The 25,636-nt window shown below is 31.7% G+C and carries 22 protein-coding genes; 6 read left to right on the top strand and 16 right to left on the bottom strand.

Translation table 11 applies throughout. The features are described 5' to 3' along the window. Positions 1-10 precede the first annotated feature (10 nt). The 5 genes from EB819_RS11305 (at position 11) to porW (ending at position 5,626) form a co-directional block, all read left to right on the top strand. On the top strand, positions 11-916 hold the full coding sequence (locus EB819_RS11305; RefSeq protein WP_069799975.1) for a glycosyltransferase family 9 protein: 906 nt from the start codon (positions 11-13) through the stop codon (positions 914-916). Positions 917-1,051: 135 nt separating this feature from the next. Further along, positions 1,052-1,801 carry a Rossmann-like and DUF2520 domain-containing protein gene (locus EB819_RS11300; RefSeq protein WP_069799843.1) on the top strand — a complete coding sequence of 250 codons (750 nt, stop codon included), beginning with the start codon at positions 1,052-1,054 and terminating at the stop codon, positions 1,799-1,801. An 83-nt stretch (positions 1,802-1,884) separates the two neighbouring features. Further along, complete coding sequence (locus tag EB819_RS11295; RefSeq protein WP_069799845.1) at positions 1,885-2,403, top strand: KdsC family phosphatase; 519 nt, start codon at positions 1,885-1,887, stop codon at positions 2,401-2,403. 115 nt (positions 2,404-2,518) lie between these two features. After that, positions 2,519-3,079 (top strand): Maf family nucleotide pyrophosphatase, encoded by a 561-nt coding sequence (locus EB819_RS11290; protein WP_069799847.1) that lies wholly within the window; start codon positions 2,519-2,521, stop codon positions 3,077-3,079. Positions 3,080-3,157: 78 nt separating this feature from the next. After that, positions 3,158-5,626 (top strand): type IX secretion system periplasmic lipoprotein PorW/SprE, encoded by a 2,469-nt coding sequence (gene porW / locus EB819_RS11285; protein WP_069799849.1) that lies wholly within the window; start codon positions 3,158-3,160, stop codon positions 5,624-5,626. Positions 5,627-5,805: 179 nt separating this feature from the next. On the opposite strand, the gene tsaB is transcribed toward porW, so the two are convergent. From tsaB to EB819_RS11235, 10 genes are all read right to left on the bottom strand, one after another. Next, positions 5,806-6,477 carry a tRNA (adenosine(37)-N6)-threonylcarbamoyltransferase complex dimerization subunit type 1 TsaB gene (gene tsaB, locus EB819_RS11280; protein ID WP_069799851.1) on the bottom strand — a complete coding sequence of 224 codons (672 nt, stop codon included), beginning with the start codon at positions 6,475-6,477 and terminating at the stop codon, positions 5,806-5,808. After that, the gene (locus EB819_RS11275) at positions 6,478-7,191 is read right to left on the bottom strand and encodes an MAE_28990/MAE_18760 family HEPN-like nuclease (protein WP_069799853.1); all 714 of its coding nucleotides are present in this window, start codon (positions 7,189-7,191) and stop codon (positions 6,478-6,480) included. Continuing rightward, the gene (locus tag EB819_RS11270; RefSeq protein WP_069799855.1) at positions 7,181-8,293 is read right to left on the bottom strand and encodes a DUF262 domain-containing protein; all 1,113 of its coding nucleotides are present in this window, start codon (positions 8,291-8,293) and stop codon (positions 7,181-7,183) included. The genes EB819_RS11275 and EB819_RS11270 overlap by 11 nt, the downstream gene beginning before the upstream one ends. After that, the gene (locus EB819_RS11265) at positions 8,290-9,342 is read right to left on the bottom strand and encodes a DNA cytosine methyltransferase (RefSeq protein WP_069799857.1); all 1,053 of its coding nucleotides are present in this window, start codon (positions 9,340-9,342) and stop codon (positions 8,290-8,292) included. Before EB819_RS11265 ends, EB819_RS11270 begins: the two co-directional genes overlap by 4 nt. Before the next feature lie 52 nt (positions 9,343-9,394). Then, positions 9,395-10,144, bottom strand: coding sequence for an SDR family NAD(P)-dependent oxidoreductase (locus tag EB819_RS11260; protein ID WP_069799977.1), 750 nt, complete (start codon positions 10,142-10,144; stop codon positions 9,395-9,397). Positions 10,145-10,166: 22 nt separating this feature from the next. Further along, entirely contained in the window at positions 10,167-10,538 is a 372-nt protein-coding gene (locus tag EB819_RS11255) for a YraN family protein (protein ID WP_069799859.1), read from the bottom strand. A 67-nt stretch (positions 10,539-10,605) separates the two neighbouring features. Then, positions 10,606-11,538 carry a S66 peptidase family protein gene (locus EB819_RS11250; protein WP_069799861.1) on the bottom strand — a complete coding sequence of 311 codons (933 nt, stop codon included), beginning with the start codon at positions 11,536-11,538 and terminating at the stop codon, positions 10,606-10,608. After that, positions 11,535-12,221 (bottom strand): LysE family translocator, encoded by a 687-nt coding sequence (locus EB819_RS11245; RefSeq protein WP_069799864.1) that lies wholly within the window; start codon positions 12,219-12,221, stop codon positions 11,535-11,537. The genes EB819_RS11250 and EB819_RS11245 overlap by 4 nt, the downstream gene beginning before the upstream one ends. Before the next feature lie 111 nt (positions 12,222-12,332). After that, a complete protein-coding gene (gene rnr, locus EB819_RS11240; RefSeq protein WP_069799866.1) occupies positions 12,333-14,480 on the bottom strand; it encodes a ribonuclease R in 2,148 nt (715 codons plus the stop codon). Between the two features lie 69 nt (positions 14,481-14,549). Next, entirely contained in the window at positions 14,550-14,981 is a 432-nt protein-coding gene (locus tag EB819_RS11235) for an RpiB/LacA/LacB family sugar-phosphate isomerase (RefSeq protein WP_069799868.1), read from the bottom strand. 657 nt (positions 14,982-15,638) lie between these two features. Here EB819_RS11235 and EB819_RS11230 point away from each other — a divergent pair. Next, positions 15,639-16,829 (top strand): phosphoglycerate kinase, encoded by a 1,191-nt coding sequence (locus tag EB819_RS11230; protein ID WP_069799870.1) that lies wholly within the window; start codon positions 15,639-15,641, stop codon positions 16,827-16,829. Between the two features lie 184 nt (positions 16,830-17,013). Here EB819_RS11230 and EB819_RS11225 read toward each other — a convergent pair whose 3' ends face one another. From EB819_RS11225 to EB819_RS11200, 6 genes are all read right to left on the bottom strand, one after another. After that, positions 17,014-17,832, bottom strand: coding sequence for a class I SAM-dependent methyltransferase (locus tag EB819_RS11225; RefSeq protein WP_069799872.1), 819 nt, complete (start codon positions 17,830-17,832; stop codon positions 17,014-17,016). Positions 17,833-17,902: 70 nt separating this feature from the next. Continuing rightward, entirely contained in the window at positions 17,903-19,768 is a 1,866-nt protein-coding gene (gene mnmG / locus EB819_RS11220) for a tRNA uridine-5-carboxymethylaminomethyl(34) synthesis enzyme MnmG (protein ID WP_069799874.1), read from the bottom strand. A gap of 180 nt (positions 19,769-19,948) precedes the next feature. Then, positions 19,949-20,359 carry an rRNA maturation RNase YbeY gene (gene ybeY / locus EB819_RS11215; protein ID WP_069799876.1) on the bottom strand — a complete coding sequence of 137 codons (411 nt, stop codon included), beginning with the start codon at positions 20,357-20,359 and terminating at the stop codon, positions 19,949-19,951. A 12-nt stretch (positions 20,360-20,371) separates the two neighbouring features. Continuing rightward, positions 20,372-22,528, bottom strand: coding sequence for a patatin-like phospholipase family protein (locus tag EB819_RS11210; protein WP_069799878.1), 2,157 nt, complete (start codon positions 22,526-22,528; stop codon positions 20,372-20,374). A gap of 35 nt (positions 22,529-22,563) precedes the next feature. Beyond that, a complete protein-coding gene (locus tag EB819_RS11205; protein ID WP_069799879.1) occupies positions 22,564-25,011 on the bottom strand; it encodes a bifunctional UDP-N-acetylmuramoyl-tripeptide:D-alanyl-D-alanine ligase/alanine racemase in 2,448 nt (815 codons plus the stop codon). Beyond that, complete coding sequence (locus EB819_RS11200) at positions 25,011-25,595, bottom strand: thymidine kinase (RefSeq protein ID WP_069799881.1); 585 nt, start codon at positions 25,593-25,595, stop codon at positions 25,011-25,013. The genes EB819_RS11205 and EB819_RS11200 overlap by 1 nt, the downstream gene beginning before the upstream one ends. Positions 25,596-25,636 lie beyond the last annotated feature (41 nt).

The following is a 25,636-nucleotide window of genomic DNA, read 5'->3' as shown; positions in this document are numbered from 1 at the left end:
AGATGTAGCGATGATTGTGCCTGTTTTGAAAGAATTTTTGGCGCAAAATCCTGACACAGAAATTGTTTTTGTTTCCAGAAAAAACTTTGCCGATTTATTCGATGGAGTAGAGCGATTGACTTTTCGTGGTGTAAATCTGGATGATTACAAAGGATTTTTCGGATTGAGAAAATTGGCTTTAGAACTGAAAAAGGAATTTCAGCCCGATTTTGTAGCGGATTTGCACAATGTTTTGCGCACTAAAATTCTGAGTTTTTTCTTCAAAAAAACGGCAACACTTGACAAAGGAAGAACCGATAAAAAATTACTTACGAGAAAGGAAAATAAAGTTAAAAAACCACTGAAACCAACTACAGAACGTTATGCAGATGTTTTTAGAAAATTAGGTTTTACGCTGACACTTTCTCATCAATTATTCCCAAAAACTCAACAAAAATCGGGAATTGGATTTGCTCCTTTTGCGCAACATGCAGGGAAAATGCTTCCGATTGAAAAATCTCTAGAATTGGTAAAAACACTTTCTAAAAATCATCCAATTTATCTTTTTGGTGGCGGAAAAAAGGAAGTAGAAATTCTATCAAAATGGGAGCAAGAGATTGAAAATGTAACTTCTCTCGCTGGGAAACTTTCACTAAAAGAAGAACTTCAGAAAATTTCTGAATTAGAACTCATGATTTCTATGGATTCTGCCAATATGCATTTGGCAAGTTTGGTAGGAACTAGAGTAGTTTCGGTTTGGGGAGCTACGCATTATTTCGCTGGCTTTTTAGGATACGGACAATCTGAAAAAGATATTGTAGAAATTGCAGATTTAGCGTGCAGACCTTGTTCTGTTTTTGGCAATAAACCTTGTTACAGAGGAGATTACGCGTGTCTTAATCAAATAGAAATTTCAGAAATCTTGAAGAAAATTTAGATTTAAGTTAATTCATAGTTTTATTAATTTTTGAAAAACATCTAAGATGTTTTCTTAGTGAACTTAATCCCTTAATAGAGACTTAATGTTTAAATTTTAATCTCAATAAATACTTGTATTTCTTATCTTTGCTCTATGCAAATTGTACTCATCGGTTCTGGAAATGTGGCATTTCACTTAGCAAAAGCTTTTACAGAAGCTCAAATTCCTATTTCTCAAATTTTTGGAAGAAATACCACCGAACTTCAGAAAATTTCTGAGCAGTTTTCCATTCCTTTTTCTGCGAAAACGCTTGCTGAAGCTGATTTGTACATTATTTCGGTGAGTGATTCTTCGATTGCTGAAGTTTCAGCGCTCATCAAAAATGAAAATGCTTTGGTTGCACATACTTCTGGTTCTGTTTCACGTGAAGCATTGAGTGGAAATTACAGAAAATCAGTTTTTTATCCGCTTCAAACGTTTTCAAAATCAAAAAATTTAGACTATTCTAAAATTCCATTTTTCATAGATGCAGAAAACGAAAATGATGAAGAAATTTTGAAAAATTTGGCCTCAAAGATTTCTAAAAATGTAATGCTTGCCAATGATGAAAAACGAAAATACATTCATTTGACGGCGGTTTTTGCTTGTAATTTTGTGAATCATTTGTACGCGAGAGCCAAGGAAATTTCTGATAGTCAAGGAATTCCGTTTGATTATTTTTTGCCATTGATTGACGAAACTACCCAGAAAATTCATGAATTAGAACCAAAATTGGCACAAACTGGACCTGCCATCAGAAATGATGAAAAAGTGCTGAAGCTTCATGAATCTTTATTAACTGATGAAGAAAAACTAAAAATCTATAAAACCTTAAACGAATCGATAAAGAAAATGTATCATTGATTTTAGATGTAAGATTTTAGATTTACGAATAACTTTTTTCAAAATCTCAAATCTCAAATCTCAAATCTCAAATCGTAAATTTTATGAGTCATTTAGAAAAATTAAAAAATATAAAAGCCTTTGTTTTTGATGTAGACGGCGTTTTCACAGACGGTAGCGTTTATCTATTACCAGAAGGAAATATGTGCAGAGTAATGAATGTTTTAGATGGTTTTGCAGTGGTAAAAGCATTGAAAAAGAAATATAAAATCTGTGTGATTACTGGCGGAGATGATCCCATGGTTCGTCACAGAATTCATTATTTAGGCATCACAGATTATTATGCAAAAGTGCATCATAAATTAGAAAAATTCGAAGAGTTTAAAACCAAATATCAACTTCAAAACGAAGAAATTCTTACGATGGGAGATGATATTCCAGACATCAAAATGATGAAAATTTCTGGAATTTCGGCTTGTCCGCCCAATTCTGTTGCAGAAGTAAAAGAAATTTCGGACTATATTTCTCCTATTTACGGTGGAAAAGGCGCTGTAAGAGACGTGATAGAACAAGTCATGAAAGTGCAAGGAACTTGGATTGACGATGATACGCAGTCTATTTAAGTGGGAGAGTTTGTAGAATTGGAGAGTAAAAAGTGAAAACAATTTTCCTGTTTGTATTAAAAGTTGTAAATTATATATCTTTTTAAAATCTAAAATCTAAAATCTAAAATCGTAAATGAAAATATTACTCGGCTCTAATTCACCCAGAAGAAAAGAACTTTTACAAAGTTTAGGTTTTGATTTTGAGGTGGTTTCTATAGATTGTGACGAAGTTTTTCCAGAAAATTTATCCGTAGAAAACATTGCAGGATACCTTTCGGAACTCAAAGCAGATGCTTATAGAAATTTAGAAAAAAATGAAATTTTGCTCACTTCTGATACCATTGTTACCTTTGAAGGAAAAGTTCTCGGAAAGCCTAAAAATAGGGAAGAATCGGTAGAAATGCTTCAACATTTGTCAGGGAAAACTCACCAAGTTTACACCGCAGTTTCATTTAAAAGTTCTGAAAAAATCATCACTAAAACAGATGTAGCAGATGTAGAATTTTCAGAAATTACTGACCAAGAAATCAATTTTTACATCGAAAATTATCATCCTTTTGACAAAGCAGGAAGCTACGGAATTCAGGAATGGTTAGGCATGGCAAAAATCTCGAAAATCAACGGCAGTTTTTACACAATTATGGGATTGCCAACACATTTGGTTTACGAAACTTTAAAAGATTTAGGTTTCTAAAAAATTCCTTATTTTTACTGAATGTTTTTATGCCTCAATCACAATAAATTGTGGCAATTTCAGTTATTAAAACACTCCATGAAAAAATATATACTTCTCGCTTTAGGTTCTGCAGTTTTTTTGGCTTGTTCGCCAAGAAAAGATGGCTATTTGAACCGTAAATATCAAGGTTTCACCACTTTTTACAATGTTTTGTTCAATGGAGAAGAAGCGCTCAATGCCGAATTGAAACAGCGAGATAAATCTTATCGAGATAATTTTCATGCGCCTTACATTAAATTACTCACTTACGAAGAGCAAATTTCTTCTGCTCAAATGGAAAATTTAGGCGTTTCTGATAACGAAGAAGGAGTAGCGCCAGAAGATTTTTACAGAGATGACACCGAAACTGGAGCTTCTGTTACCAATACTGGAGTTAGCACTTTAGAAATCGCAGAAATGAAGGCTCAAAAAGCGATTGATAAACATTCGATGATGTTTAAGGGCGAAGAAAAAAACAAAACTATTTTTGATGCTTATCTTGTTTTAGCAAAAGCCAGATTGTTCCAAAATAAGCCTTTAGAAGCACTTGACGCACTGAATACAGTTCAAAAAATTTATAAAAAAGACAAGAGACTTTCTTTAGCCAAAGTTTACGAAGCGTACACATACGGAAAAATGAAGGACTATTACCGCGCAGATGAAACCTTCCGTGAGCTGAAAGAAAATAAAAAACTCAAAAAATCTGAGAAAAAACTACTCAGTATTTTCTATTCGGAAATGCTTTTAAACGCTGGTAAAAAGGAAGAAGCTGTAGCAGAATTAGAAAGTGCTTATAAACTCAATAAAAACAAAAAATTAAGAAGTAGAATTGCTTTTCTTCGTGGACAAATCCTTGCTAATCTTGGCAAAAATGAAGAAGCGAGAGAAAGTTTCGTTACCGCTTATAAAAACGCCAGAAATTTTGAATTTGAAGTAAAATCTCAAGTAGAAATTGCCAAAACTTTCAACGGAAAAGACGATGATTACGAAGGTGCAAAAGAATATTTGGAAAAAATCAGTAAAAAAGGAACCTATGCTTCTAGAAAAAATGAATTCTATTATGCGCTCGGTTTAATGGCGAAAAAAGCGGGAAAAAAGGAAGAAGCGCAAGAATTTTTCCAGAAATCTATTAAAGAAAAAGTATCTGATCCTCAAGTTAGAGGTTTGGCTTACTATGAAATCGGGAAAAAGTTTTTTGAAGATAATGACTATTTAAGCGCTGGTGTATACTACGATTCTGCTTATGCCGCAATGAATTATGCACCTGCAAAAGAAGAACTGAAATCACTTACCGAAAACATAAAAGACATTTCTAAAAATTATTATCTCATCAAAAAGAACGACAGCATTCTGAAACTGACTAAAATGTCTAATGATGAGCGAATTGCCTTTTTCAACAAACATATTGAAGGGATAAAAGCCAAAGAAGCTAAGGAAGAACTCGAACGTAAAAAAGCAGAAAAAGAAAGCAAAAATAGAGTAGAAACCGTAGATTTTGCCTTACTAGGGAATACAGACAACAACAATTCTTTCTTGGATTTTAATGGAAGCAAAGGCTTCTATTTTGCCAATCAAGCCAATATTTCTAAAGGAGAAAAAGAATTTAAGCAAATCTGGGGAAATAGAGCGCTTACAGACAATTGGAGAACTTCTACCAAAATGAATTCTATAGAAGATCTTAAAAATGAAGCACTCGGAATTACGGCTGCTCCAGATCCTAGAAGATATGAACCTGATTTCTACATTGAGAAAATTCCGACCAAAACAGAAGAAATTTTAGCGCTCAAAAAAGACAGAGATACGGCAAGTCTTGGTCTGGGAAGAATGTACGAAAACTTCTTTTCTAATACTTCTTTAGCTACCAAAACACTTTACGATTTGGTAGATTCTAAGACTGATGAAGAAACAGAATTGCAAGCATTGTATCAAATTTTTTCTATGAATTATGAGAAAAATCCGAGTGCTGCAGAACGTGCTAAACAGTTGATTTTAGAGAAATATCCTTACACTTCTTATGCAGAATTTGTGAAAAATCCTAAAAAGGCAGATTTCACCACGTCTGATTCTGAGGTAGAAAAAATCTATACACAAGCTTTTGCTCTTTACTCTGAAGAAAAATTTGATGATTCTAAAAAATTGATTGAAGAAACTTTACAGAAATATCCAAAAGATGTTTTGGTTCCTAAATTTACCTTGTTGAATGCCTTTAACACAGGAAAAACTGCAGGAAAAGAAATCATGATTCTTCAACTAGAACAATTAATGCTGAATTATGCGAAAACTCCTGAAGGTATAAAAGCAAAGGAAATGCTTCAATATCTGAAAAGCGACATAAAAGTGGAACAGTTTGATGATAACGGAAATCCTATTTCACCGAAAAATGAACCAGCAGTTGCGCCACAGAATGTGAATTCTAGCTCTACAAATCCTGAAAGAATTCAGCAAAATGATTCTAAACAAAGGAATTTGCAAGAAATGCAACAAGATGATCCGCTGCAACCAAAAGATTTAAAACCTAAAAAATAAGCAGTTTTCTGAGCGCAAAGCTTAAATTTTTACAATCTTTAACAGAGTGAGCAAAGTTTTTTCGCTTTGGCGAATGAAAAAGCTATCGCTTAAAAGGCGAACTTATTCGCTTCTTTGCTTTCTTATTCTTATACCAATTTTTAAGAAATCTTTGCGTGATAAATAGGAAGGATTGAAGATTAAGATTTCTTCTTTACCCCGTGGAAATCTTTTAAATAAAACGGCTCAAAATACGCCACGTCTTCAAAATCTTCTCGGTTGAATTTCTCCACCGATTTTTTGATGAGATATTTCGCAGATGGATACACATTTTCATTAAAATCTGCTCCAGAAATTTGTATAATCTCTTGCGCTTTTTTGGCTCCATCTCCTACAAAAAGGATTTTTTTGCCTTCTAATTCTTTGAAAGATTGTTCATCTAAGATTTTTGCTTCTGTCTCCGTCAACATCTCCCCTGAATTTCCATCAAAAACGGCGCAATAAACCTCCATTCTTCTTGCGTCGATTAATGGAATGATTACATCATAGTTTTGACCTAAAAACGGCTCTATCATCGTTTCCAGAGAATTGACAGCAATGAGAGGAACTTTCAAACCATAACAAAAACCTTTTGCCGAAGCTGCGCCAATTCTGAGACCGGTGTAAGAACCTGGACCTTTTCCTAATGAAACTGCTTCAATATCTTTCAAGGAAATTTCTGCGCCTTCTAAAGCCCATTCTACAAAAGTGTGTAGCGATTCTGACTGTTTATAGTTTTCTGAAACTTCTTCGCAAAGACATAATAATTCCTCGCCATCAGAAATAGCAACTGAACAGTTTTTAGACGAGGTTTCTATATGGAGGATTTTCATTTAAATTATAGCTTTTTTATATTCTTGATTGCTAATATAGTTTTCCACAGAAGAAATATATTCTGAAAGAAACTCTATAACATAAGTTTTTGCGTCTTCTAACTGAGAAAAAGTACTTGAACTGCCAACTTCAATAAATGACTTTTCTCCATGTGCTAACCAGTTTCTCTTTCTTTTTATTTCGAGTAATGTTTGTCCATGAGTATTTTCATCGTAAACTCTTTTTATATTTCCTATTTGCAATTTAACGGACTTTGCAGTTGAAAAAATGGTTTTAGCATCCAAAGACCCACCATAATTAATTTCATTTGAGGCTAGAACAATAGTATCACTGAATATTTGGTTTGCAATATTCATAATGGTATCAATAATCGTTTCCTTTAGTTTTTTGTCATCATGTTTGTAAAGATTATTGAGCCAATATTTTTGAATCTCTTCAATAATATCAAAATATTTTAAACCTTTATCATTTATATCATCAAAAATTGTTATGATAGAATTATAAATTGTTGATTCTATAAGATTGTACAATAAAAGATATGATGTAGATCTTAATGTATCTATTTTGTTATTATCAATAATCAAATTTTCTATTTTATTCTCATCAATATTAAATCCAGAAATTTTAGGCTTTTCAAACTCAATAATTCTTAAGATTTCATAAAATGAATTTATTTCTGAAATTCTTTTAACAAACTCATTTCTAATTTCCATAGTTTAAAGAATTTATATCAATTTTACCCAAAAGACAATCTCTTACAAACTCAATCCTACCGATTACTTTGCTTTTATTATTCGCAGCATCTGAAGTTGTCCATTTTTTAAATTCATTAGAATCTAACCATTTAGTATCCTCCACTTCCAAATTGCTTTTTTCTCTTAATGCTAAATTAGTTCCCACAGAAATTGCTTCAAAACGAACTTTAGGAATAGTTTTAGAACCTTCAGTTTTTCTAAAACCATTTGGAATATTTTTTTCAATAAATTCTAAAGTTCTATCTAATTCATTCTTCATAATAGTTTTTTGACTTTCATCAAAAATTTTATCTGTTTCCGATATATAATTATCTAAAAATGCTTTAGGTGTTAATTTTTGATTATAGTTTGTATATTCATTAGAATATCCATAAAAACGAGTAATAAGCTCTTCTTTTTCTCCTCTTAACTTTTCTGTTTCTTTTCTTGAACTGAAAAGTTTATTAAATTCTTCTGAATTGGACATTTCAAGAATAAATGAATAAAACTTATTTCCTATAAATTTGCCTTTTCTTATTTCTGCAGGGGATAATTTTATTCCTCCTTCATTTACTCTTCTAAAGATATCAGCTCTAACTCCTTCATCTGTATTTTCATTGATAATATACAATTTGATTTGTGTATTTAGAAATTTTCTTTGACGTGAAGAACTCAAATCAGAAAAAGTAAAGCCATTTAGTGCTGATAATTCCTCTAAAGCATTAAGAGTTAATTCATTATCAAAAAATGATTTAATAGATGAAAGTCTTTGAACTCCATCTAAAAGTTCCATATTTCCATCATCGTCTAATTCAAACGCAAATAAAGGTTGAATAGGCACTCCCATGAAGAGAGACTCAATAAATTTAGATTGCATGTCAACATGCCAAACAAAATCTCTTTGATAAACAGGAACATATAACCCAGAAATATATTCTTCCTCAAAACTAGCTTCCTGATCTTTTAAAACAAATTTTTTTAAAAGTTCTCCAATAGAAAAATCTGCTATCCTATATAAATACTCAATTTGTATTTCTTTTATTTGTTCCTCAGCTAATTGTTGTTCTTCTGGTGTTTTCATAATTTATTTAGTTTTTTTAAATGTTCTTTTACACTTTTTGCAACTACTTGCCCTAATTTAACTGGAACAGCATTTCCTATTTGTCTTGCTAAAATTGTAGAATTATAATCTTGATCATTTTTAACAAATTTATAATCTAAGGGAAAGGTTTGTAATAAAGCTGCCTCTCTAAGTGATATTGCTCTATCTTGTACTGGATGACCAAACCTACCATTTCCATACCCAATACATTGAGTTGTCATTGTTGGAGATGGCTTTTCCCAAACCATTCTTCCATAAACACTAGGAAAAGATTTACCAGTTTCTTTTTTATGACATTCTAATCTCAAGTCTTCATTCCAATCTTTCCAACTTCCACCATAAGGTGTTGCTTCAATCCTTTTTTTATTTTTCGGTGTGAGTTTTCGACTAAAATGAATAGGATCATTTATGTCTTTTTCTCCGTCCTTAATGAAAGGTAATTCTCCAATAGCATCTTTTACCGTAACATATGAGTCTCTATTGTGAGTCTTAGGAATTAGTTTAATTTCACCAAATTTAGAAGCTAATAAAATCAATCTTTTCCTATTTTGAGGAATACCATAATCTGGACAATTTACTACTTCATAGTGAACATAATAACCTAAAGATTTTAGATTGGAAACAAAATCTTCAAATACTGGGGCTTTTTTAAAATTAATGAGCTGTGCCACATTTTCCATTGAAACTATATCTGGCTGAACTTCATTTATCAAACGTGAAAATTCGTATAAAAGTTTCCATTTATTACTATCCTTATCTTTATCTTTAAACATATATGAAGAAAAATTTTGACAAGGTGCACATCCAACTAATATTTTTAAATCAGTATTTTCCCCATAAATTCTATTTATTTCTTGGGCAGATATGTCAGTTATACTTTTTGCTATAAATTCTGATTTATTATTTTCTTCAAACGCAAAACGACAGGTTTCATCAATATCAATTCCTGCAAGAACATTGAAATCTTCTTGTATGAATCCGTGTGAAAGTCCGCCAACTCCACAAAATAAGTCAATTACATTTGGCATTAATAAAAATATTTTTTCAAAATTATAACAAAATTATTTCAAATTGAAATAATTACTTCCTAAAAATCGTTCTCGGTTCTGCTTGTGCTTTTGGATAAATGCATAATTCTGCAATAGAAACTCTTTCTGGCGCGTTTACACAATACGAAATCGCATCTGCTATATCTTCTGCTTTCAGTGCTTCATAACCCGCGTAAACTGTTGCAGCACGTTGTTCATCTCCTTTGAATCTTACTTTAGAAAAATCAGTTTCTACAGCTCCTGGTTGTATATTAGTCACTTTGATTCCAAATTCTGTAAGTTCTATTCTCATTCCTTCGGAAATAACGTCTACAGCGCGTTTTGATGCACAATACACCACACCATTTGCATACGTTTGTCTCGCAGCAACCGAAGAAATATTGATGATATGACCTGTATTTCTCTCTTTCATGATTTTAATAATCGGTTGAGAAACATAAAGCAGTCCTTTTACATTTCCGTCCATCATCGCGTCCCAATCTGCAATATTTCCTTCGGATATCGATTCTAATCCATGAGCATTTCCTGCATTATTCACCAAAACATCTATGTTTTTCCATTCTTCTGGAAGTGAATGGATGGCATTTTCTACTTCTTCTTGGTTTCTTACATCAAAAACCAAACTGTACACTTCTGTAATATTGCTTAATTCGATTTGTAATTGCTCTAAAACTTCTTTTCTACGACCACAAATGATTAATCTATGACCTTGTTTAGCAAAAGTTTCTGCGGTAGCTTTTCCAATTCCTGAAGTTGCACCAGTGATGAATATTGTTTTCATTTTATAGTTGATAGATTTCTTTTTAATTTGCATCAAATGCTTCAAAAGCGTCTTCTAAATGTGAAATTTTAAGTTTTCCTGTTTCGTCTGGAAGGACAGAAATAATATCAAACCTGACTTCTTTGTCTATATTTAGAGATTTTAGGTATTCGTCTGTGGCAGAAACGATGGATTTAATTTTCTTTTTGGTCACCGCTTCATGAGGTTCCATAAAAATATCTGTTCCTCTCGCTTTTACTTCTATCACTACTATTTTCCCTCCAAATTCTGTAATGATATCTACTTCTGCTTTTTGAAAACGAAAGTTTTTGGCTAAGATTTTATAGTTTTTTTCAACTAAAAATTGCTCTGCCAATTCTTCTGCAAGTTTGCCAAAATCATTGTGTTCTGCCATAATATTTAAACACAGAGAGCTCCGAGTTTTCACTGTGAACACTGTGAATTCTCTGTTTCACTGTGGTTTATAAAATTTTTACTAATCCTTTTTCCTCAACTTCCATCTTTACCTTACTTCCTATAATTAAAGGTCTGTTATCAAAAATATGTCCATTTGGAAAACCAAAAAGAGTAGGGAAGTTGTATTTTTTGATTCTTTGAGCAATGATTTCGTAAGCGAATTCGTCAAAAGGTTCTTCGTAGTTTTTATTTTCTTTTTCGTCTCCCATATTGGTCATTCCACCGATGATTAATCCCTTAATTTTTCTGAAAACTCCTGCCAAATCTAGACTTATTAACATTCTATCAAGCGCATAAAAATTCTCGCCAATATCTTCTATAAAAAGAATTTTATCTTTGAAATCAAATGAATACGGCGTTCCTAAAAGGGCATAAATCAAAGCTAAATTTCCGCCAATGAGTTCTCCTTCAGTTTTTCCGTTTTTATTAAGTTGATGTTTTTCTACGGAATAATAGATTTTTTTTCCTTCTAAAATTTTGAAAATATCTTCATAGCTTCCTTCAGAAACCCCGAAACTCGCCGTTTTAACGGTTTGTCCGTGAATAGAAGCGAAATTATTTTTAAGTAAATAACTGTTGATCACTGTATTATCAGAATACCCAATATACCATTTCGGATTTTGTCTGAATTCTGAAAGTTTGAGGTGTCTCAACAAATGCTGACAACCATAACCACCTCTAGAAGCCCAAATCGCTGAAATTTCTGGGTTATTGAAAGCCCAATTTAAATCCTGAATTCTTTCTTTTTCGGTTCCTGAATAATTGTAACCGTTTTCAAATTTTCCTAAAGTATTTTTACCAAGAATAGTTTCGTAGCCTTTTGATTTTATCAAATTGATGGTGCTCTGTAGTGATGCTTCTTCCACAAATCCTGCAGGAGAAATAATAGCTATTTGGTCACCTTTTTTTAAATTTTTAGGAAATACAATATTTTTCATTTTGCTTTTTGGTAGAGAATTTCTTTGCTTTCTGCTTCTTCTAAACGCTTATCAAATTGATTGAATTTTTTATAACTCTGCAGAAAGATGAAAAAACTAAAAATGATAAGAATAATCCCTACAGTTTTTCGGATTTTATTAGCTAAATTTTGAGTCAATTTATAGTGAAATTGCTTGGCTAATAATATTTTGAGTAAATCTATCACAAGATAAGTCGCAATCACTAAACTGATATAAAGCAAGAAATTCTGCAAATCTGGATATTCATTTCTCACCGAAATTACAGTAACCAACCAAAATAAAATAACCCCTACATTCAAAATATTGAACAAGAAACCATTTACAAAGGTTTTGAAATAATTTTGACTGATGATTTTTTTCTCATTAGCCACGTGCATTTGAGTTTTGGTAAGCATCATAAAAATTCCGTAAACCAAAATAATAAGCGCTGTAATTCTGTAAAATCCTGGATGTTTGTCTATAAGTTCTACCAAGTCTGCGCTGGCAAAATAAGCAGCTACAATACACAAAATATCTGCAGTAATCACGCCTAAATCTAATGCCAATGCATGACGATGACCTCTACAAAAACTAGTCTCAATCAATAAAAAGAATATTGGTCCTATAAAAACAAGACTCAACATAAATCCTAATCCGATTGCCGAAAGTATAAGTTCAAGCATTTAACAAAGGTAAGAAATAAGTATTTAAAGATTAATATTTTTTAAAACTTTGCTTGTTGTTTGAACTAAAATCTTACAAATTTTAAAGTTTATTCTTTGCGATGAATAGCATTAATCAACCACTTTAAAATCTAATTGTTTTGCCACCAAATTCGCTTTCACCACTTTAATTTTTATAGTGTCTCCCAATTGATAGGTTTTACCTGTTCTCATTCCTACGATAGAATGGGTTTTAGCTTCGTGGAAATAAGAATCATCCATTAAATCACGCAATTTTATTAAACCTTCTGCGCCGTTTTCTGGAATTTCTACCCAGAATCCGAAGTCTGCAGTTCCAGAAATCACCCCTTCGAAAAATTCTCCTACGTGTTTTTCCATAAATTTTACTTGCATAAATTTAATAGAATCTCTTTCTGCATCTGATGCGAGACGTTCCATATCACTGCAATGTTTGCAATATTCTTCGTATTCTGCAGCAAAAGGAGATTTTCCGCCATCTAAATAGTGTTGTAACAAACGGTGAGCTATTAAATCCGGATATCTACGAATAGGAGAGGTAAAGTGCGAGTAGTATTCGAATCCTAAACCGTAATGTCCAATAGGATTGGTAGAATAAACTGCTTTACTCATGCTTCGCATGGCAAGAGTTTCAATCATGTTTTCTTCACCTTTTCCTTTTACATCTCGCAATAAATTATTGAGAGATTCTGCTACTTTTTTAGAATTAGCAAGGTTCATTTTATACCCGAAAGTTCCTACAAATTCTCTCAAAGCTTCTAATTTTGTAGGATTAGGATCATCGTGAACTCTATACACAAAAGTATTTCCCGTAGTTTCTCCTTTTCTGGTCAATGAAACAAATTCAGATACTTTTCTATTAGCCAAAAGCATAAATTCTTCAATCAAATGATTAGAATCTTTGCTAATTTTAAAATAAACACCAATAGGTTCATTATTTTCGTCTAAATTGAATCTTACTTCACTTCTATCAAAAGTAATTGCTCCATTTTTAATTCTATTTTTTCTTAGAATTTTAGCGAGTTTATCTAATACCAGTATTTCTTCTGCTAATTCTCCTGTTTTCGTTTCAATTCGTTCTTGCGCTTCTTCATAGGTAAATCTTCTGTCTGAATGAATAACCGTTCTTCCAAACCATTGATTTTGAACTTCAGCTTTGTCATTGAGTTCAAAAACTGCTGAAAATGTGAATTTATCTTCATTGGGACGAAGCGAACAAACATCATTACTCAAAACTTCAGGAAGCATAGGAACAACTCTGTCTACCAAATACACAGAAGTGGCTCTTTTATAAGCTTCATCATCTAAAATAGTTCCTGGTCTTACGTAATGCGAAACGTCTGCAATGTGAACACCAATTTCCCAGTTTCCGTTTTCTAATTTTTGTAAAGAAAGGGCATCATCAAAATCTTTTGCATCTTTTGGGTCAATGGTAAAAGTGAGAATTTTACGCATATCTCTGCGTTTTTTCACTTCTGCAGCAGTAATTTTTCTATTGATTTTATCTGCTTCTGCTTCTACTTCTGGTGGAAATTCATAAGGTAAACCATATTCCGCGAGAATAGAGTGGATTTCAGTTTCATGTTCTCCAGGAAGTCCCAAAACTTGGATAATTTCGCCTTCTGGATTTTTAGAATTAGCATCCCAATTCAGCATTTTTACCACTACTTTTTCGCCATCTTTAGCACCGTTTATTTTATTTTTTGGGATAAAGAAGTCGTTGTTGATTTGTTTTTTGTCAATGACTACAAATCCAAAATCTTTATGCGGAACGAACTGAAAAGTCCCAACAAAAGTATCATTTGCACGTTCTAGAACTTCTAAAACTGAGCCTTCTAGTTTTTTACCTTTGAAATGATAGGTGACGATAAGAACGGTGTCACCTTGCAACGCATCTTTTACATTTTTTTGATGAATAAAAACATCATCTTCTATTCCTTCTACTTTTACATAGGCATTTCCATTGGCTGCAAAATCGATAACTCCTGTTAACGTATCGGTAATTTGAAGGTTTACAATGTATTTATTTTTCTCTGTTTCTTTAATTTTATCTTCAGCTTTCAATTTATGAAGTGCCTGAATAACGAGTTCTCTTTGTCTAGGATTTTTATATTCTATTCCGTCTGCAATCTGTTTGTAATTGTATATTTTAGACGCTTTTTTATTCATAAAACGCAGAATGAGCTTCCCAATATCGCGAAGTTTCTGGTCTTGTTTTTGTGATTTATGTTGTTGTTTCATATTTTGTCTTTGTGTTTATTAATTTTTATAAATTTAAATAAAAATCTCCAACTTTCGTCGGAGATGGTTCTATTTACAAGTGATTTTATCTACTCTATTTTGATGTCTTCCTCCTTCGAAATCGGTGGTGAGAAATTTCTCTATGATTTCTAGCGCCAATTCTTTGGCAATAAATCTGGCAGGCATTGCTACCATATTACAATTATTATGTTGTCGAGATAATTCTGCAATTTCTGGCATCCAAGCTAGAGCACATCTTATTCCTTGGTGTTTATTAGCACTTAATTGTACACCTTGTCCGCTTCCACAAAATAAAATTCCAAATTCACAATCTCCGTTTTCTACAGCACTTGCAGCAGGATGTACAAAATCTGGATAATCTACAGAATCTAAACCATGGGTTCCAAAATCTATCAATTCATATTTTCCTTCTAATTGTTTCTTTGCAAATTCCTTGTATTCATAGCCTGCGTGATCTGCGGCGATTGCTATTTTTTTCATTTTATTCTTATTATTTCTACAAAATTAACACTTTAAATGTGAATTGTGGATTAAATTTTAAAATCGATTTTTTAAATGAGCTTTAAAATCAAGTGTTTAAGAAAATCTCAGCAATTTACTTTCAATTGTATTATCCTAATTTACAGTATTTTAAGAGAATTTTACACAATTATTAACAGAATGTTAATTACTATGTTTAAAACTTCTGCTAAATAAAATAAAAAGTTAAAGAATTTTTGTGTAATAGAAAAAATCTTGCAAGATTATAGATTTTGTTTATCTATTTTTTTGAGGTCAAATTCTTTAGTTTTTCAATAACATGTTTTTCAATATATGCATGAAATAAGAGATATTCACATTTGTTAGTAAACTTATTATTTATTTGATTATTAATCTATTATAATATGGAAAACTTATGAATTGTACTACAACTCTTTCCGTAAAAAAATTAGAAAATAGTTTTCCCCATTATTCACAACTACAACAATAGTATTCATTTCTTTTTTTATTAAAAAGAAGAAAATATGTTAGAAAATGTTTTTCGTCAGTTTGTGGAAATTTTTCTCAGGATTTTTCTTTTTGCCATTTTAGAAATCTTAAATTTGTAAAGCTTAAAAAAAGCAGAATAATCTAAAAACTTTAAAAAGAAAAAAATTTATGAAAACCATTAATGATATCAGTTTCGCTGGAAAAAAAGCATTAATTAGAGTAGATTTCAATGTACCTCAAGATGAAAATAAAAAAGTAACGGATAATACGAGAATAGTTGCTGCAAAACCTACGATTGATAAAATCTTAAATGATGGAGGTTCTGTAATTATCATGACGCATCTTGGTAGACCAAAAGGTAAAGTAAACCCAGAGTTTTCTCTTTCTCAAATAGTAGATGAAGTTTCTAAAGTATTAGGAAAAGAAGTGAAATTTGCTTCTGATTGTATCGGTGAAGTTGCAGAAAAAGCTGCTGCAGAGCTTCAAGCAGGAGAAATTCTTTTGTTAGAAAACCTAAGATTTTATAATGAAGAAGAAGCTGGTGATGAAGAATTTGCAGCAAAATTAGCAAAATTAGGAGATGTATATGTAAATGATGCGTTTGGTACGGCTCACAGAGCTCATGCTTCTACTGCTGTAATTGCTAAATTTTTCCCTTCAACTAAATTTTTCGGTTTATTGATGGCTAAAGAATTAGAAGCGATAGATAAAGTATTAAGAAGTGGAGAAAAACCAGTTACTGCAATATTGGGTGGTTCTAAAGTTTCTACTAAAATTACCATTATCGAAAATATTTTACCGGCTGTTGATAATTTAATTATCGGAGGTGGAATGTCTTTTACTTTTATTAAAGCTTTAGGAGGAAATATCGGAACTTCTTTATTAGAAGCAGATAAAATGGATTTGGCTTTAGAAATTTTAGAAAAAGCTAAATTAAATAATGTAAAAGTTTTCTTGCCTGTAGACGTAATTGCTGCAGATGAATTTAATAATGATGCGCATAGAGAAGAAGTAGATATTTATCACATTCCAGAAAATATGATGGGAATGGATGCAGGATCAAAAACTAGAGAAATCTTCCATGATGTGATTATGAATTCTAGAACTATCCTTTGGAACGGACCGATTGGAGTTTTTGAAATGGAGAATTTCTCAGCTGGAACTAAAGCTTTAGGAGACAGTATAGACGAAGCTACACAATTAGGAGCTTTCTCTTTAGTTGGTGGAGGTGATTCTGTTGCTTTTGTTAAACAAAACGGATATGCAGATAAAGTTTCTTATGTTTCAACAGGAGGAGGTGCTATGTTAGAATCTTTAGAAGGTTTAGAACTTCCAGGAGTTGCTGCAATAAATAATTAAAAAATTTTCATTTAAACTTTATTGAAGTTTAAATATCATAAAAAAAATCTTCAGAAATTTTTCTGAAGATTTTTTTTGTTTTAAAAAAGGAATTTTTTTTTAATGTATAAAATTTCCAAAAACTAGAAATTTTAATCAAAATAGCTGAAAATTGACTTCCAGAAATAGCTTAAAAATCGATTTTCTAGATTTTTTTGATAATATATACCAAACTTGAAAATTCGCCGTTTTTTGATGCTTTTATGTTAGAAATCGCTCCAAGAATTCCTCCACAAATCCAAAAAAGTGGATTTTTCTTATATTTTTCACTCAAAATAGAAATGTAATAAGAATCGAGTAGGAGAGGTTTGATTTTTTCTAATTTCCAATTTTCGGTGTTGAAAAATTTTTCCATTCCTTTTTTTGAGAAATGAAAAATATGACGAGGTACATCATAAGCTGCCCAAAAATCTTTATAATATTTAGCATCGTAAGAAGTACAATTGGGAACCGCAATTATTAAATGACCGTTTGATTTTAATTTGTCATAAAATAATGAGAGTATCTCAGTCTGATTTTCGATATGTTCGAAAACATGCCAAAGCGTAATAACATCTAAACTACCATTTTCTATTTCATTTAAGTTTTCTATAAATTTTGTTTTGGTCGTTTTTTGCTTTGCAAAATTTCTGGCAGCTTCACTTGGTTCATATCCGAAAGTTTGAACATCATTTTCTATATGTTTTAAAAATTCACCAGCACCACAACCATAATCTAAAACCTTAGCATTTTCAAAACTTACTGAAGAAAGAATATTTCTTTTATAATTTAAATTAAAAGATTGAGCAAATTTGTAAATTTTTTCTTTTAAAGAATTAGAATCTTGGTGATGAGAAATGTAATCTTTACTCTCATAATATTTACCTAAATTTTCTGGAATAGGGTAGGTTTTAAAAACTCCTTCTATTTCGGTTTCTTTAATTTCAAAAATTTCTTTGCTTAAAAAATGATCTTTAATTTTCATATTTAATTTGCTAAGTCCAATCTAAATTTATTACAAATTTCTAAAATGTTTCACGTGAAACATTTTACTTTTATCTTTCCAAATAAATAAGCAATACATTAATATCTGCTGGAGAAACTCCAGAAATCCTTCCAGCTTGTGCTATGGTTTTAGGTTGAATTTTATTGAGCTTTTGTTTTGCTTCTGCAGAAAGAGATGAAATTTTAGAATAATCAAAATCTTCTGGAATTCTAATGGTTTCTAATCTTTGTAATTTGGCTACATTATCTCTTTCTTTTTCTATATACCCTTTATACTTGATATTGATTTCTGCCTGTTCTTTTTGCTCTTCATTATACTGTTCTACTTTTTCTTTGATGAAATCGATTGCAGTTAATTTTTCTAAGGAAAGGTTAGGTCTTGTAAGAATTTGTGCAGCTCTATAAGCTTGGTCTACCGGTGAACTTTCATTAGCTTCTAAGATAGGATTGATAATACCAGGTTTTAAAGAAGTTTCTCTTAAAAATTTTTCTAATTCCGAAGATTTAGCTACTTTTTCTTCCATATTTTTGAGTCTTTCTTCTTTAGCTAGACCAAGATTGTAAGCTTTTTCTGTAAGTCTAATATCAGCATTATCTTGTCTTAAAAGCAGTCTGTATTCTGCTCTAGAAGTAAACATTCTGTATGGTTCTTCGGTTCCTTTGGTAATTAAATCATCTATTAAAACTCCAATATAAGCCTCGTCTCTGCTAAGTATGAATTCATCTTTTTCGTGAACTTTATTATGAGCGTTGATTCCTGCCATTAAACCTTGTCCTGCAGCTTCTTCGTAACCAGTAGTTCCATTAATTTGACCAGCAAAATAAAGGTTTTCTATCAATTTAGTTTCCAAAGTATGTTTTAATTGAGTAGGAGGGAAGTAATCATATTCTATAGCATAACCAGGTCTGAAAATTTTAGCTTTTTCAAAGCCAGGAACATGATGTAATGCTTTCAATTGAACATCTTCTGGTAATGAAGAACTGAAACCATTTACATAAACTTCTACGGTATTCCAACCTTCAGGTTCAGCAAATAATTGATGACGGTTTCTTTCTGCAAAACGATTGATTTTATCTTCAATACTTGGGCAATATCTTGGTCCAATACTTTGGATAGTACCATTAAACATTGGAGATTTATCAAATCCAGTTCTTAAAATTTCGTGAACGGTATCATTGGTATAAGTAATGTAACAACTGCGTTGTTTCGTTAATTTAGGGGTGTCTAAATAACTGAATTTTTGAGGATTTTTGTCTCCAGCTTGTTCTTCCATCTTAGAATAATCAAGGCTTCTTCCGTCTACACGAACTGGAGTTCCTGTCTTCATTCTACCAGCTTCAAAACCTAAATCTACCAATTGTTCGGTAATTCCATAAGCTTTTGGTTCTCCCATTCTTCCTCCTCCTAACTGTTTATCACCGACGTGAATCAGGCCATTTAGGAAAGTTCCATTGGTTAAAACCACAGATTTTCCTTTGATTTCTATACCTAAAGAAGTAATTACGCCTTCTACTTTGCCATTATTGATGATTAATGATTTCACCATATCCTGAAAAAAGTCAAGATTTGGTGTATTTTCTAGAACATATCGCCATTCTTCTGCGAATTTCATTCTATCATTTTGTGTTCTAGGAGACCACATTGCAGGTCCTTTTGAAAGGTTAAGCATCTTGAATTGAATAGCAGATTTATCCGCTACAATTCCGCTAAAACCACCCATTGCATCTATTTCTCTTACAATTTGACCTTTTGCAATACCACCCATTGCTGGATTACAAGACATCTGTCCGATGGTTTGCATATTCATGGTAATAAGCATGGTTTTAGAACCTAGATTAGCAGCAGCAGCAGCAGCTTCGCAACCAGCGTGACCAGCTCCAACTACGATTACATCATATGTTTCGTTAAATAACATTTATATCTATTTATAAATTTTCTATTTTTTTTCAAATGTTTCACGTGAAACATTGTATAAATTTTCTACCAATTACGGAGTGTAACTAGCCCCGATTGCAACGGTACCCCGCAACAAGCATTGGATTTAGCTTAGGAGTGAGGAGTAAAAGTGGAAAGCGGGAATAGCTTCTAAAAATATTTATTCTGTTTTTAATGACAAATAAAAATCTTCTTTTGCACGCATTGTTTTTTGTTCTTCTTCGGTTTTATCTTTATAACCACAAAGGTGAAGGATGCCGTGTGCAATTACTCTTTTCTTTTCTTCTTCGTAATTTTTTGAAATAAGACTAGCATTGTCCTTAATTCGCTGCAAAGATACAAAAATCTCTCCTGAAATGGTTTTTCCACGAACTTGGTCGAAAGTAATGATGTCTGTATAATAATCATGGTCTAGAAAATCTTGATTGATTTTGAGCAAATATTCATCATCACAGAAAATATAATTGATTTCTCCGAGTTTTTTTCCTTCGGAAACAATGATATTTTCGATCCAATTTTTAAGATTTTCGTCTATATTTTCGTCTATATTTTCGTAAAAAAAATGTATCATTTTTAATGTAATTTAAAACCAATGACCAAGAACTACTGCTATAATTCCTGGTTTATCTTTAAAGGCATTGCTATAATTTATTTTGATTTGTCCGAACGGTGAGTCATATCCTGCTGTAATTCCAAAAGAAGAATAATTAATTTTGATGAAATTTGCATCATTAAAATTATCAAATAAATTTCCTACACTTAGACTTGCCGTTACATAATAATTTTTCATAAAGTTAAATTGAAAATCATTTCCAACGGTGAAAACATTATTGTTGCTGGCTTCTCCAAATTCGTAACCGTTAAATTTAACAAAGTTTACCAAATTTTGCTCAAATATACCTCCGAGGTGATATTTGTAAAAATCGTCTACTCTATTAAATGAAACTCCATAAAAAGTTCTTAATCTATACGTGAGGAATTTTGTAATAGGAAAATTACCTCTAATATCTGCCTTTATTTGAAAAGATTTTTCTTTTGTGCCACTTTCTATGAAATCATAAGATTTCGCTTCTATATTGGTGTAATAACCTCTTTTTGGAAAGGTTTTACTGTCTTGTGTATCTCCTTTTAGAAAAACATAAGGGTTTAAGTAATCTGTTTTTCTTCTATCTCCTGTAAAAAGATTTTTTCCATTAAAAACATCATAGCTTATACCGCCTCCAATAGCAAATTTATTTCTCCAAGTAGATTGTATAAAAAGCTCTGTTCTGTACCAATTCCAGGTTTCATAAGCTAATTTATCTTGTGATTTAAGGTCAAAACTCATTCCGGAAGCATTAAGTCCAATACCAGGAATATAACCATTATCTATAAAATAGTTTACATAATATCTAGATTTATCTCCAAAAACTCCGTCAATAGAGATACTCGAATTTTTAAATAAAAGTCTTTTTACTGTAATATTTGCAAGCAAGCCAGATTTAAAAATATCATCGTAATGCAAACCAAATTTTAAGAATAATCTGTTGTTATCTTCGGTTACAAAAAGTTTTAAAACGTTTTTATTATCTTTTTGGATAATTTCGTAATTAATTATTTTATAATTATTGGTGGCATATAGTTTATCAATCATTTTATTGATGGAACCATACGTTTGAGATGAGGGCAGTTTTAGCGTCATTTTTCCAATAATATAGTCTTTGTCATATATTTTATTATTTTCTACTTCTATATCGTCTATTTTATAGATATTAGAGAAAATAGGGTTGACGGGCATCCTAAGATTATCAAAATTCTTTTTAGGGAGTTTATCTAGAATTTCCAGATATTTCATGGCTTCGTCATAACCAGATTTCAGAATTTTGGCTTTATCATCAAAACTGGTTACTCCTAAACCTTCAAGATTAGGCTTGATATTTACATCTGTAAATTTTAATTGATTCTTAGTCTCTTCTACAATCCCAAAATCAATGATTTGATTCAAAATATCTACAATACTGTTAATTTTATCTCTTTTATTAAGTCCTTGATTTAAATCTACACCGATTACAATGTCTATTCCCTTCTTCTTTAGAAATTCTGAAGGATAATTCACCGTCATTGCTCCGTCTACATAAATACTATCGCCAATTTTCACAGGATCCATTAATGAGGGAAATGCAGAACTTGCCAAAATAGATTCTGAGAGATCTCCGTTTTCAAAAATTTTAATTTTTCCAGTTTCTAAATTGGTCGCTACACACATGAATGGAATCGGTAACTTGCTGAAATCGTTTATGTTAGATACATTTTTGAATAATTCTTTGAGCAAGTATAGATTTTTTTGACCAGAAGAAATAGAAGTGGGAAGTGTAGCTTTTCCATTTTTTATAGGAACTTTTAGTAGATATTTATCAACGGATTTATTGAAAAAGGAACTTTCGGCGCGGTTATTTTTATTAGAAATCAAATTATAAAAATCAGTGTCTAAAATAATTTTTTCAATGTCTTTTCCGGTGTAACCAGAAGCGTATAAACCGCCTACAATCGCTCCCATACTAGTTCCAGAGATGTAATCTACTTTTACACCTAGAGAATCCAGCACTTTTAGAACGCCTACATGCGCAAATCCTTTTGCTCCGCCTCCAGAAAGTGATAATCCAATTTTAGGATTTTTGGGAATTTTTAGATTTTCTTTCACCTGAGCATTTGTATGTAAAGTGAAGAAAATCAATAATATATAAAATATTAATTTTTTCATTGGTGGGTAATATTTGGGTGTTTTGGTGTGGTGTTTTAATCTTTTATGTAGATTCTTTTGACTCTTCTAGAAATAGAAGTAAGCACTTCATAAGGAATGGTTTGGCAATATCCAGAAAATTCTTCCAAAGTAGGATTACCGTTAAAAATAATCACTTCATCTCCTTCTTTAGCTTTAATATTCTGTAAATCAACCATTAACATATCCATGCAAATATTTCCTACGATGGATACTTTTTGGTTATGAATGCCTACAAATCCTTTTTTATTGCCAATTAATCTTGGAATTCCGTCTGCATAACCTACAGGAATGGTAGCAATTCTGGTGTCTTTTTCTGCTTTGTACTTTCTGTTGTAACCAATTGATTCTCCTTGTTTTACCTCAGAAATTTGTGAAATTACGGTTTTAAAAGTTACAGCGCTTTGTAATTGTTTTTTCACTTCGGGATTGGCAGAAATTCCTACCATTCCTATTCCAATTCTTACCATTTCAAACTGATAATCAGAATAATAGGTAATTCCAGCAGTATTTAAAATATGTCTGATGGGTTGATAACCCAAAGCTTCAGAAATTTTAGAAGAAACTCTTTGGAATGTATGAATTTGCTCCATCGTGTAATCATCTTCTTCAGGAACGTCTGCAGAAGAAAGATGGCTGAAAATACTGGCAACTTTTACATTGTATTTTTTAAGATTTTCAACCAATTCATCTATTTCATGTTCCTTAAAACCAAGACGATGCATTCCTGTTTCTACCTTGATATGAATAGGATATTTCTGCTGAATTCCCTTCAATTGCAATTGATTGGCAAAAAGTTCTAATACTCTCAAACTGTAAATTTCTGGCTCGAGATTATAATCTATAATCACATCATAACTGCCTTGTTCAGGATTCATGACCAAAATGGGCGTGGTGATTCCATTTTTTCTAAGGTCTACTCCTTCATCTGCGTATGCAACTCCCAGATAATCAATGTGATGATGTTGCAAAAACTCTGCAATTTCATAACCGCCAAGTCCATAAGAATAGGCTTTTACCATTGCACACATTTTGGTTTCTGGTTTTAGCAATGACTTATGAACATTAATATTATGCAGAATGGCATTGAGATTTATTTCTAAAACAGTATCGTGTTTTTGAAGTTCTAAATGTGATTTTATTTTCTCAAATTCAAAAATTCTTGCTCCTTTCAGCAGAATCAGTTGATTTTCAATGGAATTGAGCTGTTGACTTTCTAATAATTCTTTTGTGGTAGAAAAAGTATATGTTTTAGCATTAAATTTTTCTTGAAATCTAGAAATTTGATTGCCAACTAAAAATATCTGTTTGAAATTTTGCTGATTGGTAATTTCTGCCACTTTATGATACAGCGAAACATCATCATTTTTTACATCAAAAATATCCGAAAGAATTAAGGTTTTTTCGTCTCTATTGTATTGATTAATAAACTGATATGCAATAATGAGCGAGTCTAAATCTAAGTTAAAAGAGTCATTGATAATCAAATTATTACGTACTCCATTTACACTTTCTAAGCGCATTTCTACCGCTTTCAGGTTGTTGATTTTTTCAACTATTTTTTCGTTGGTAAAACCAAATTCTTTTAAAATACAGATTACCGCCAAAGCATTGGTCAATGTAGCTTCGTCTCTTTGGTTCGCAGGAAAACTCAATTTTTCTGAGAAATATTGAACTAAAATTTCTTGATTTCTATCATTATAATTACAGATAATTTTTACATCATTATGAGTCTTTAGACCAAAGCTAATGAGTTTTTTGTCAGAATATTGCGTTTTTATTTCTTTACAAACTTGCTCATTATCACCATTATAGATAATAATTTCTGAATTTTTAAAAAGAATCAGTTTTTCTTTAATCAGCTGAAGTTCATTTTCGAAATTAGAAGAGTGCGCTGTTCCAATGTGAGTCAAAATTCCAATTTTAGGAGAAAAAATTTCTTCTAAAGTCTTCATTTCTTGTGGTTTAGAAATTCCCACTTCGAAAATTCCTACTTGATGTTTTTCCGAAGTTTGTAACAGAGAAATCGGTAAACCAATCTGTGAGTTGAAACTTTTTGGGGATTTCACGGTGGGAAATTCATTCCATAAACATTGGTATAACCATTCTTTCACGATGGTTTTTCCGTTACTTCCCGTAATTCCTATGGTTTTAATAGAATGATTTTCAATATGATAGTGTGCTAAATCTTGTAGAAATTTTACAGAATTTTCTACAATAATCCATGTAATTCCGTCGTATTCTGAATAAAAATTTTCAGAAATAATGACTTTAATTCCTTTTTCTATCGCTTGCGGAATGTATTTCTCACCAGAATTTTTGTGAGTATTGATGGCGATAAATGCAGTTTTGAGGGTAGAATAAATATTTCTGCTGTCAAAAGCAATATGATGAATTTGCAGATTTTTATCCCCAATGATTTGAGATTGAGTAATTTCTGCTATTTCTTTTGTGGTGTAATTCATTATTTTTTATTCAAAACTTCGTCTATAAAAATTCTTCTGCTTACGGCTTCGTAACTATCGGTTTCCCCAAGTTGTACCAAGTCTTTGCTGCTAGAAGTTCTCATAGAATAGTTGGCCAAGTTTCCTGTGGTTTTACAAATCGCGTGTACTTTTGTCACGTATTCTGCGGTTGCCATTAAAAAAGGCATCGGTCCGAAAGGTCTTCCTAAGAAATCCATATCTAGACCGGCAATTACTACTCGTATTCCGTTATTAGCCAATTGATTAGCTACTTCTACAATTCCATCATCGAAAAACTGTGCTTCATCTATTCCTACCACATCACAAGTAGAACCCAGGAGTAAAATTTCGTTTGAACTTTCTACAGGAGTACTTCTAATTTTGTTGTGATTATGAGAAACAACTTCTTCCTCATCATAGCGAGTATCTATTTTCGGTTTGAAAATTTCTACTTTTTGTCCAGCCATTTCAGCTCTGCGCAATCTGCGAATCAGTTCTTCGGTTTTCCCCGAAAACATTGAGCCACAAATTACTTCCATCCATCCACTTTGTTTTGCGTGGTTTATTGTATTTTCTAAAAACATTGTCTAAATTAGCAGATATAAATAAGTTTCAAATTTACGCA

Origin of the sequence: Cloacibacterium normanense (genome assembly GCF_003860565.1) — a bacterium.
Classification (GTDB): domain Bacteria; phylum Bacteroidota; class Bacteroidia; order Flavobacteriales; family Weeksellaceae; genus Cloacibacterium; species Cloacibacterium normanense.
This window is presented reverse-complemented; position numbering and strand designations above follow the sequence as displayed.

What these genes read in the sequence shown, in the direction of transcription:
- EB819_RS11205 (WP_069799879.1), bottom strand. Translation starts at nt 25,011, where the DNA reads ATGAATTACACCACAAAAGAAATAGCAGAAATTACTCAATCTCAAATC.
- EB819_RS11305 (WP_069799975.1), top strand. Translation starts at nt 11, where the DNA reads ATGATTGTGCCTGTTTTGAAAGAATTTTTGGCGCAAAATCCTGACACA.
- EB819_RS11270 (WP_069799855.1), bottom strand. Translation starts at nt 8,293, where the DNA reads ATGAAAACACCAGAAGAACAACAATTAGCTGAGGAACAAATAAAAGAA.
- EB819_RS11295 (WP_069799845.1), top strand. Translation starts at nt 1,885, where the DNA reads ATGAGTCATTTAGAAAAATTAAAAAATATAAAAGCCTTTGTTTTTGAT.
- tsaB (WP_069799851.1), bottom strand. Translation starts at nt 6,477, where the DNA reads ATGAAAATCCTCCATATAGAAACCTCGTCTAAAAACTGTTCAGTTGCT.
- EB819_RS11250 (WP_069799861.1), bottom strand. Translation starts at nt 11,538, where the DNA reads ATGAAAAATATTGTATTTCCTAAAAATTTAAAAAAAGGTGACCAAATA.
- EB819_RS11275 (WP_069799853.1), bottom strand. Translation starts at nt 7,191, where the DNA reads ATGGAAATTAGAAATGAGTTTGTTAAAAGAATTTCAGAAATAAATTCA.
- EB819_RS11200 (WP_069799881.1), bottom strand. Translation starts at nt 25,595, where the DNA reads ATGTTTTTAGAAAATACAATAAACCACGCAAAACAAAGTGGATGGATG.
- EB819_RS11230 (WP_069799870.1), top strand. Translation starts at nt 15,639, where the DNA reads ATGAAAACCATTAATGATATCAGTTTCGCTGGAAAAAAAGCATTAATT.
- EB819_RS11300 (WP_069799843.1), top strand. Translation starts at nt 1,052, where the DNA reads ATGCAAATTGTACTCATCGGTTCTGGAAATGTGGCATTTCACTTAGCA.
- EB819_RS11265 (WP_069799857.1), bottom strand. Translation starts at nt 9,342, where the DNA reads ATGCCAAATGTAATTGACTTATTTTGTGGAGTTGGCGGACTTTCACAC.
- EB819_RS11235 (WP_069799868.1), bottom strand. Translation starts at nt 14,981, where the DNA reads ATGAAAAAAATAGCAATCGCCGCAGATCACGCAGGCTATGAATACAAG.
- rnr (WP_069799866.1), bottom strand. Translation starts at nt 14,480, where the DNA reads ATGAAACAACAACATAAATCACAAAAACAAGACCAGAAACTTCGCGAT.
- EB819_RS11255 (WP_069799859.1), bottom strand. Translation starts at nt 10,538, where the DNA reads ATGGCAGAACACAATGATTTTGGCAAACTTGCAGAAGAATTGGCAGAG.
- mnmG (WP_069799874.1), bottom strand. Translation starts at nt 19,768, where the DNA reads ATGTTATTTAACGAAACATATGATGTAATCGTAGTTGGAGCTGGTCAC.
- EB819_RS11245 (WP_069799864.1), bottom strand. Translation starts at nt 12,221, where the DNA reads ATGCTTGAACTTATACTTTCGGCAATCGGATTAGGATTTATGTTGAGT.
- EB819_RS11260 (WP_069799977.1), bottom strand. Translation starts at nt 10,144, where the DNA reads ATGAAAACAATATTCATCACTGGTGCAACTTCAGGAATTGGAAAAGCT.
- EB819_RS11225 (WP_069799872.1), bottom strand. Translation starts at nt 17,832, where the DNA reads ATGAAAATTAAAGATCATTTTTTAAGCAAAGAAATTTTTGAAATTAAA.
- EB819_RS11290 (WP_069799847.1), top strand. Translation starts at nt 2,519, where the DNA reads ATGAAAATATTACTCGGCTCTAATTCACCCAGAAGAAAAGAACTTTTA.
- porW (WP_069799849.1), top strand. Translation starts at nt 3,158, where the DNA reads ATGAAAAAATATATACTTCTCGCTTTAGGTTCTGCAGTTTTTTTGGCT.
- ybeY (WP_069799876.1), bottom strand. Translation starts at nt 20,359, where the DNA reads ATGATACATTTTTTTTACGAAAATATAGACGAAAATATAGACGAAAAT.
- EB819_RS11210 (WP_069799878.1), bottom strand. Translation starts at nt 22,528, where the DNA reads ATGAAAAAATTAATATTTTATATATTATTGATTTTCTTCACTTTACAT.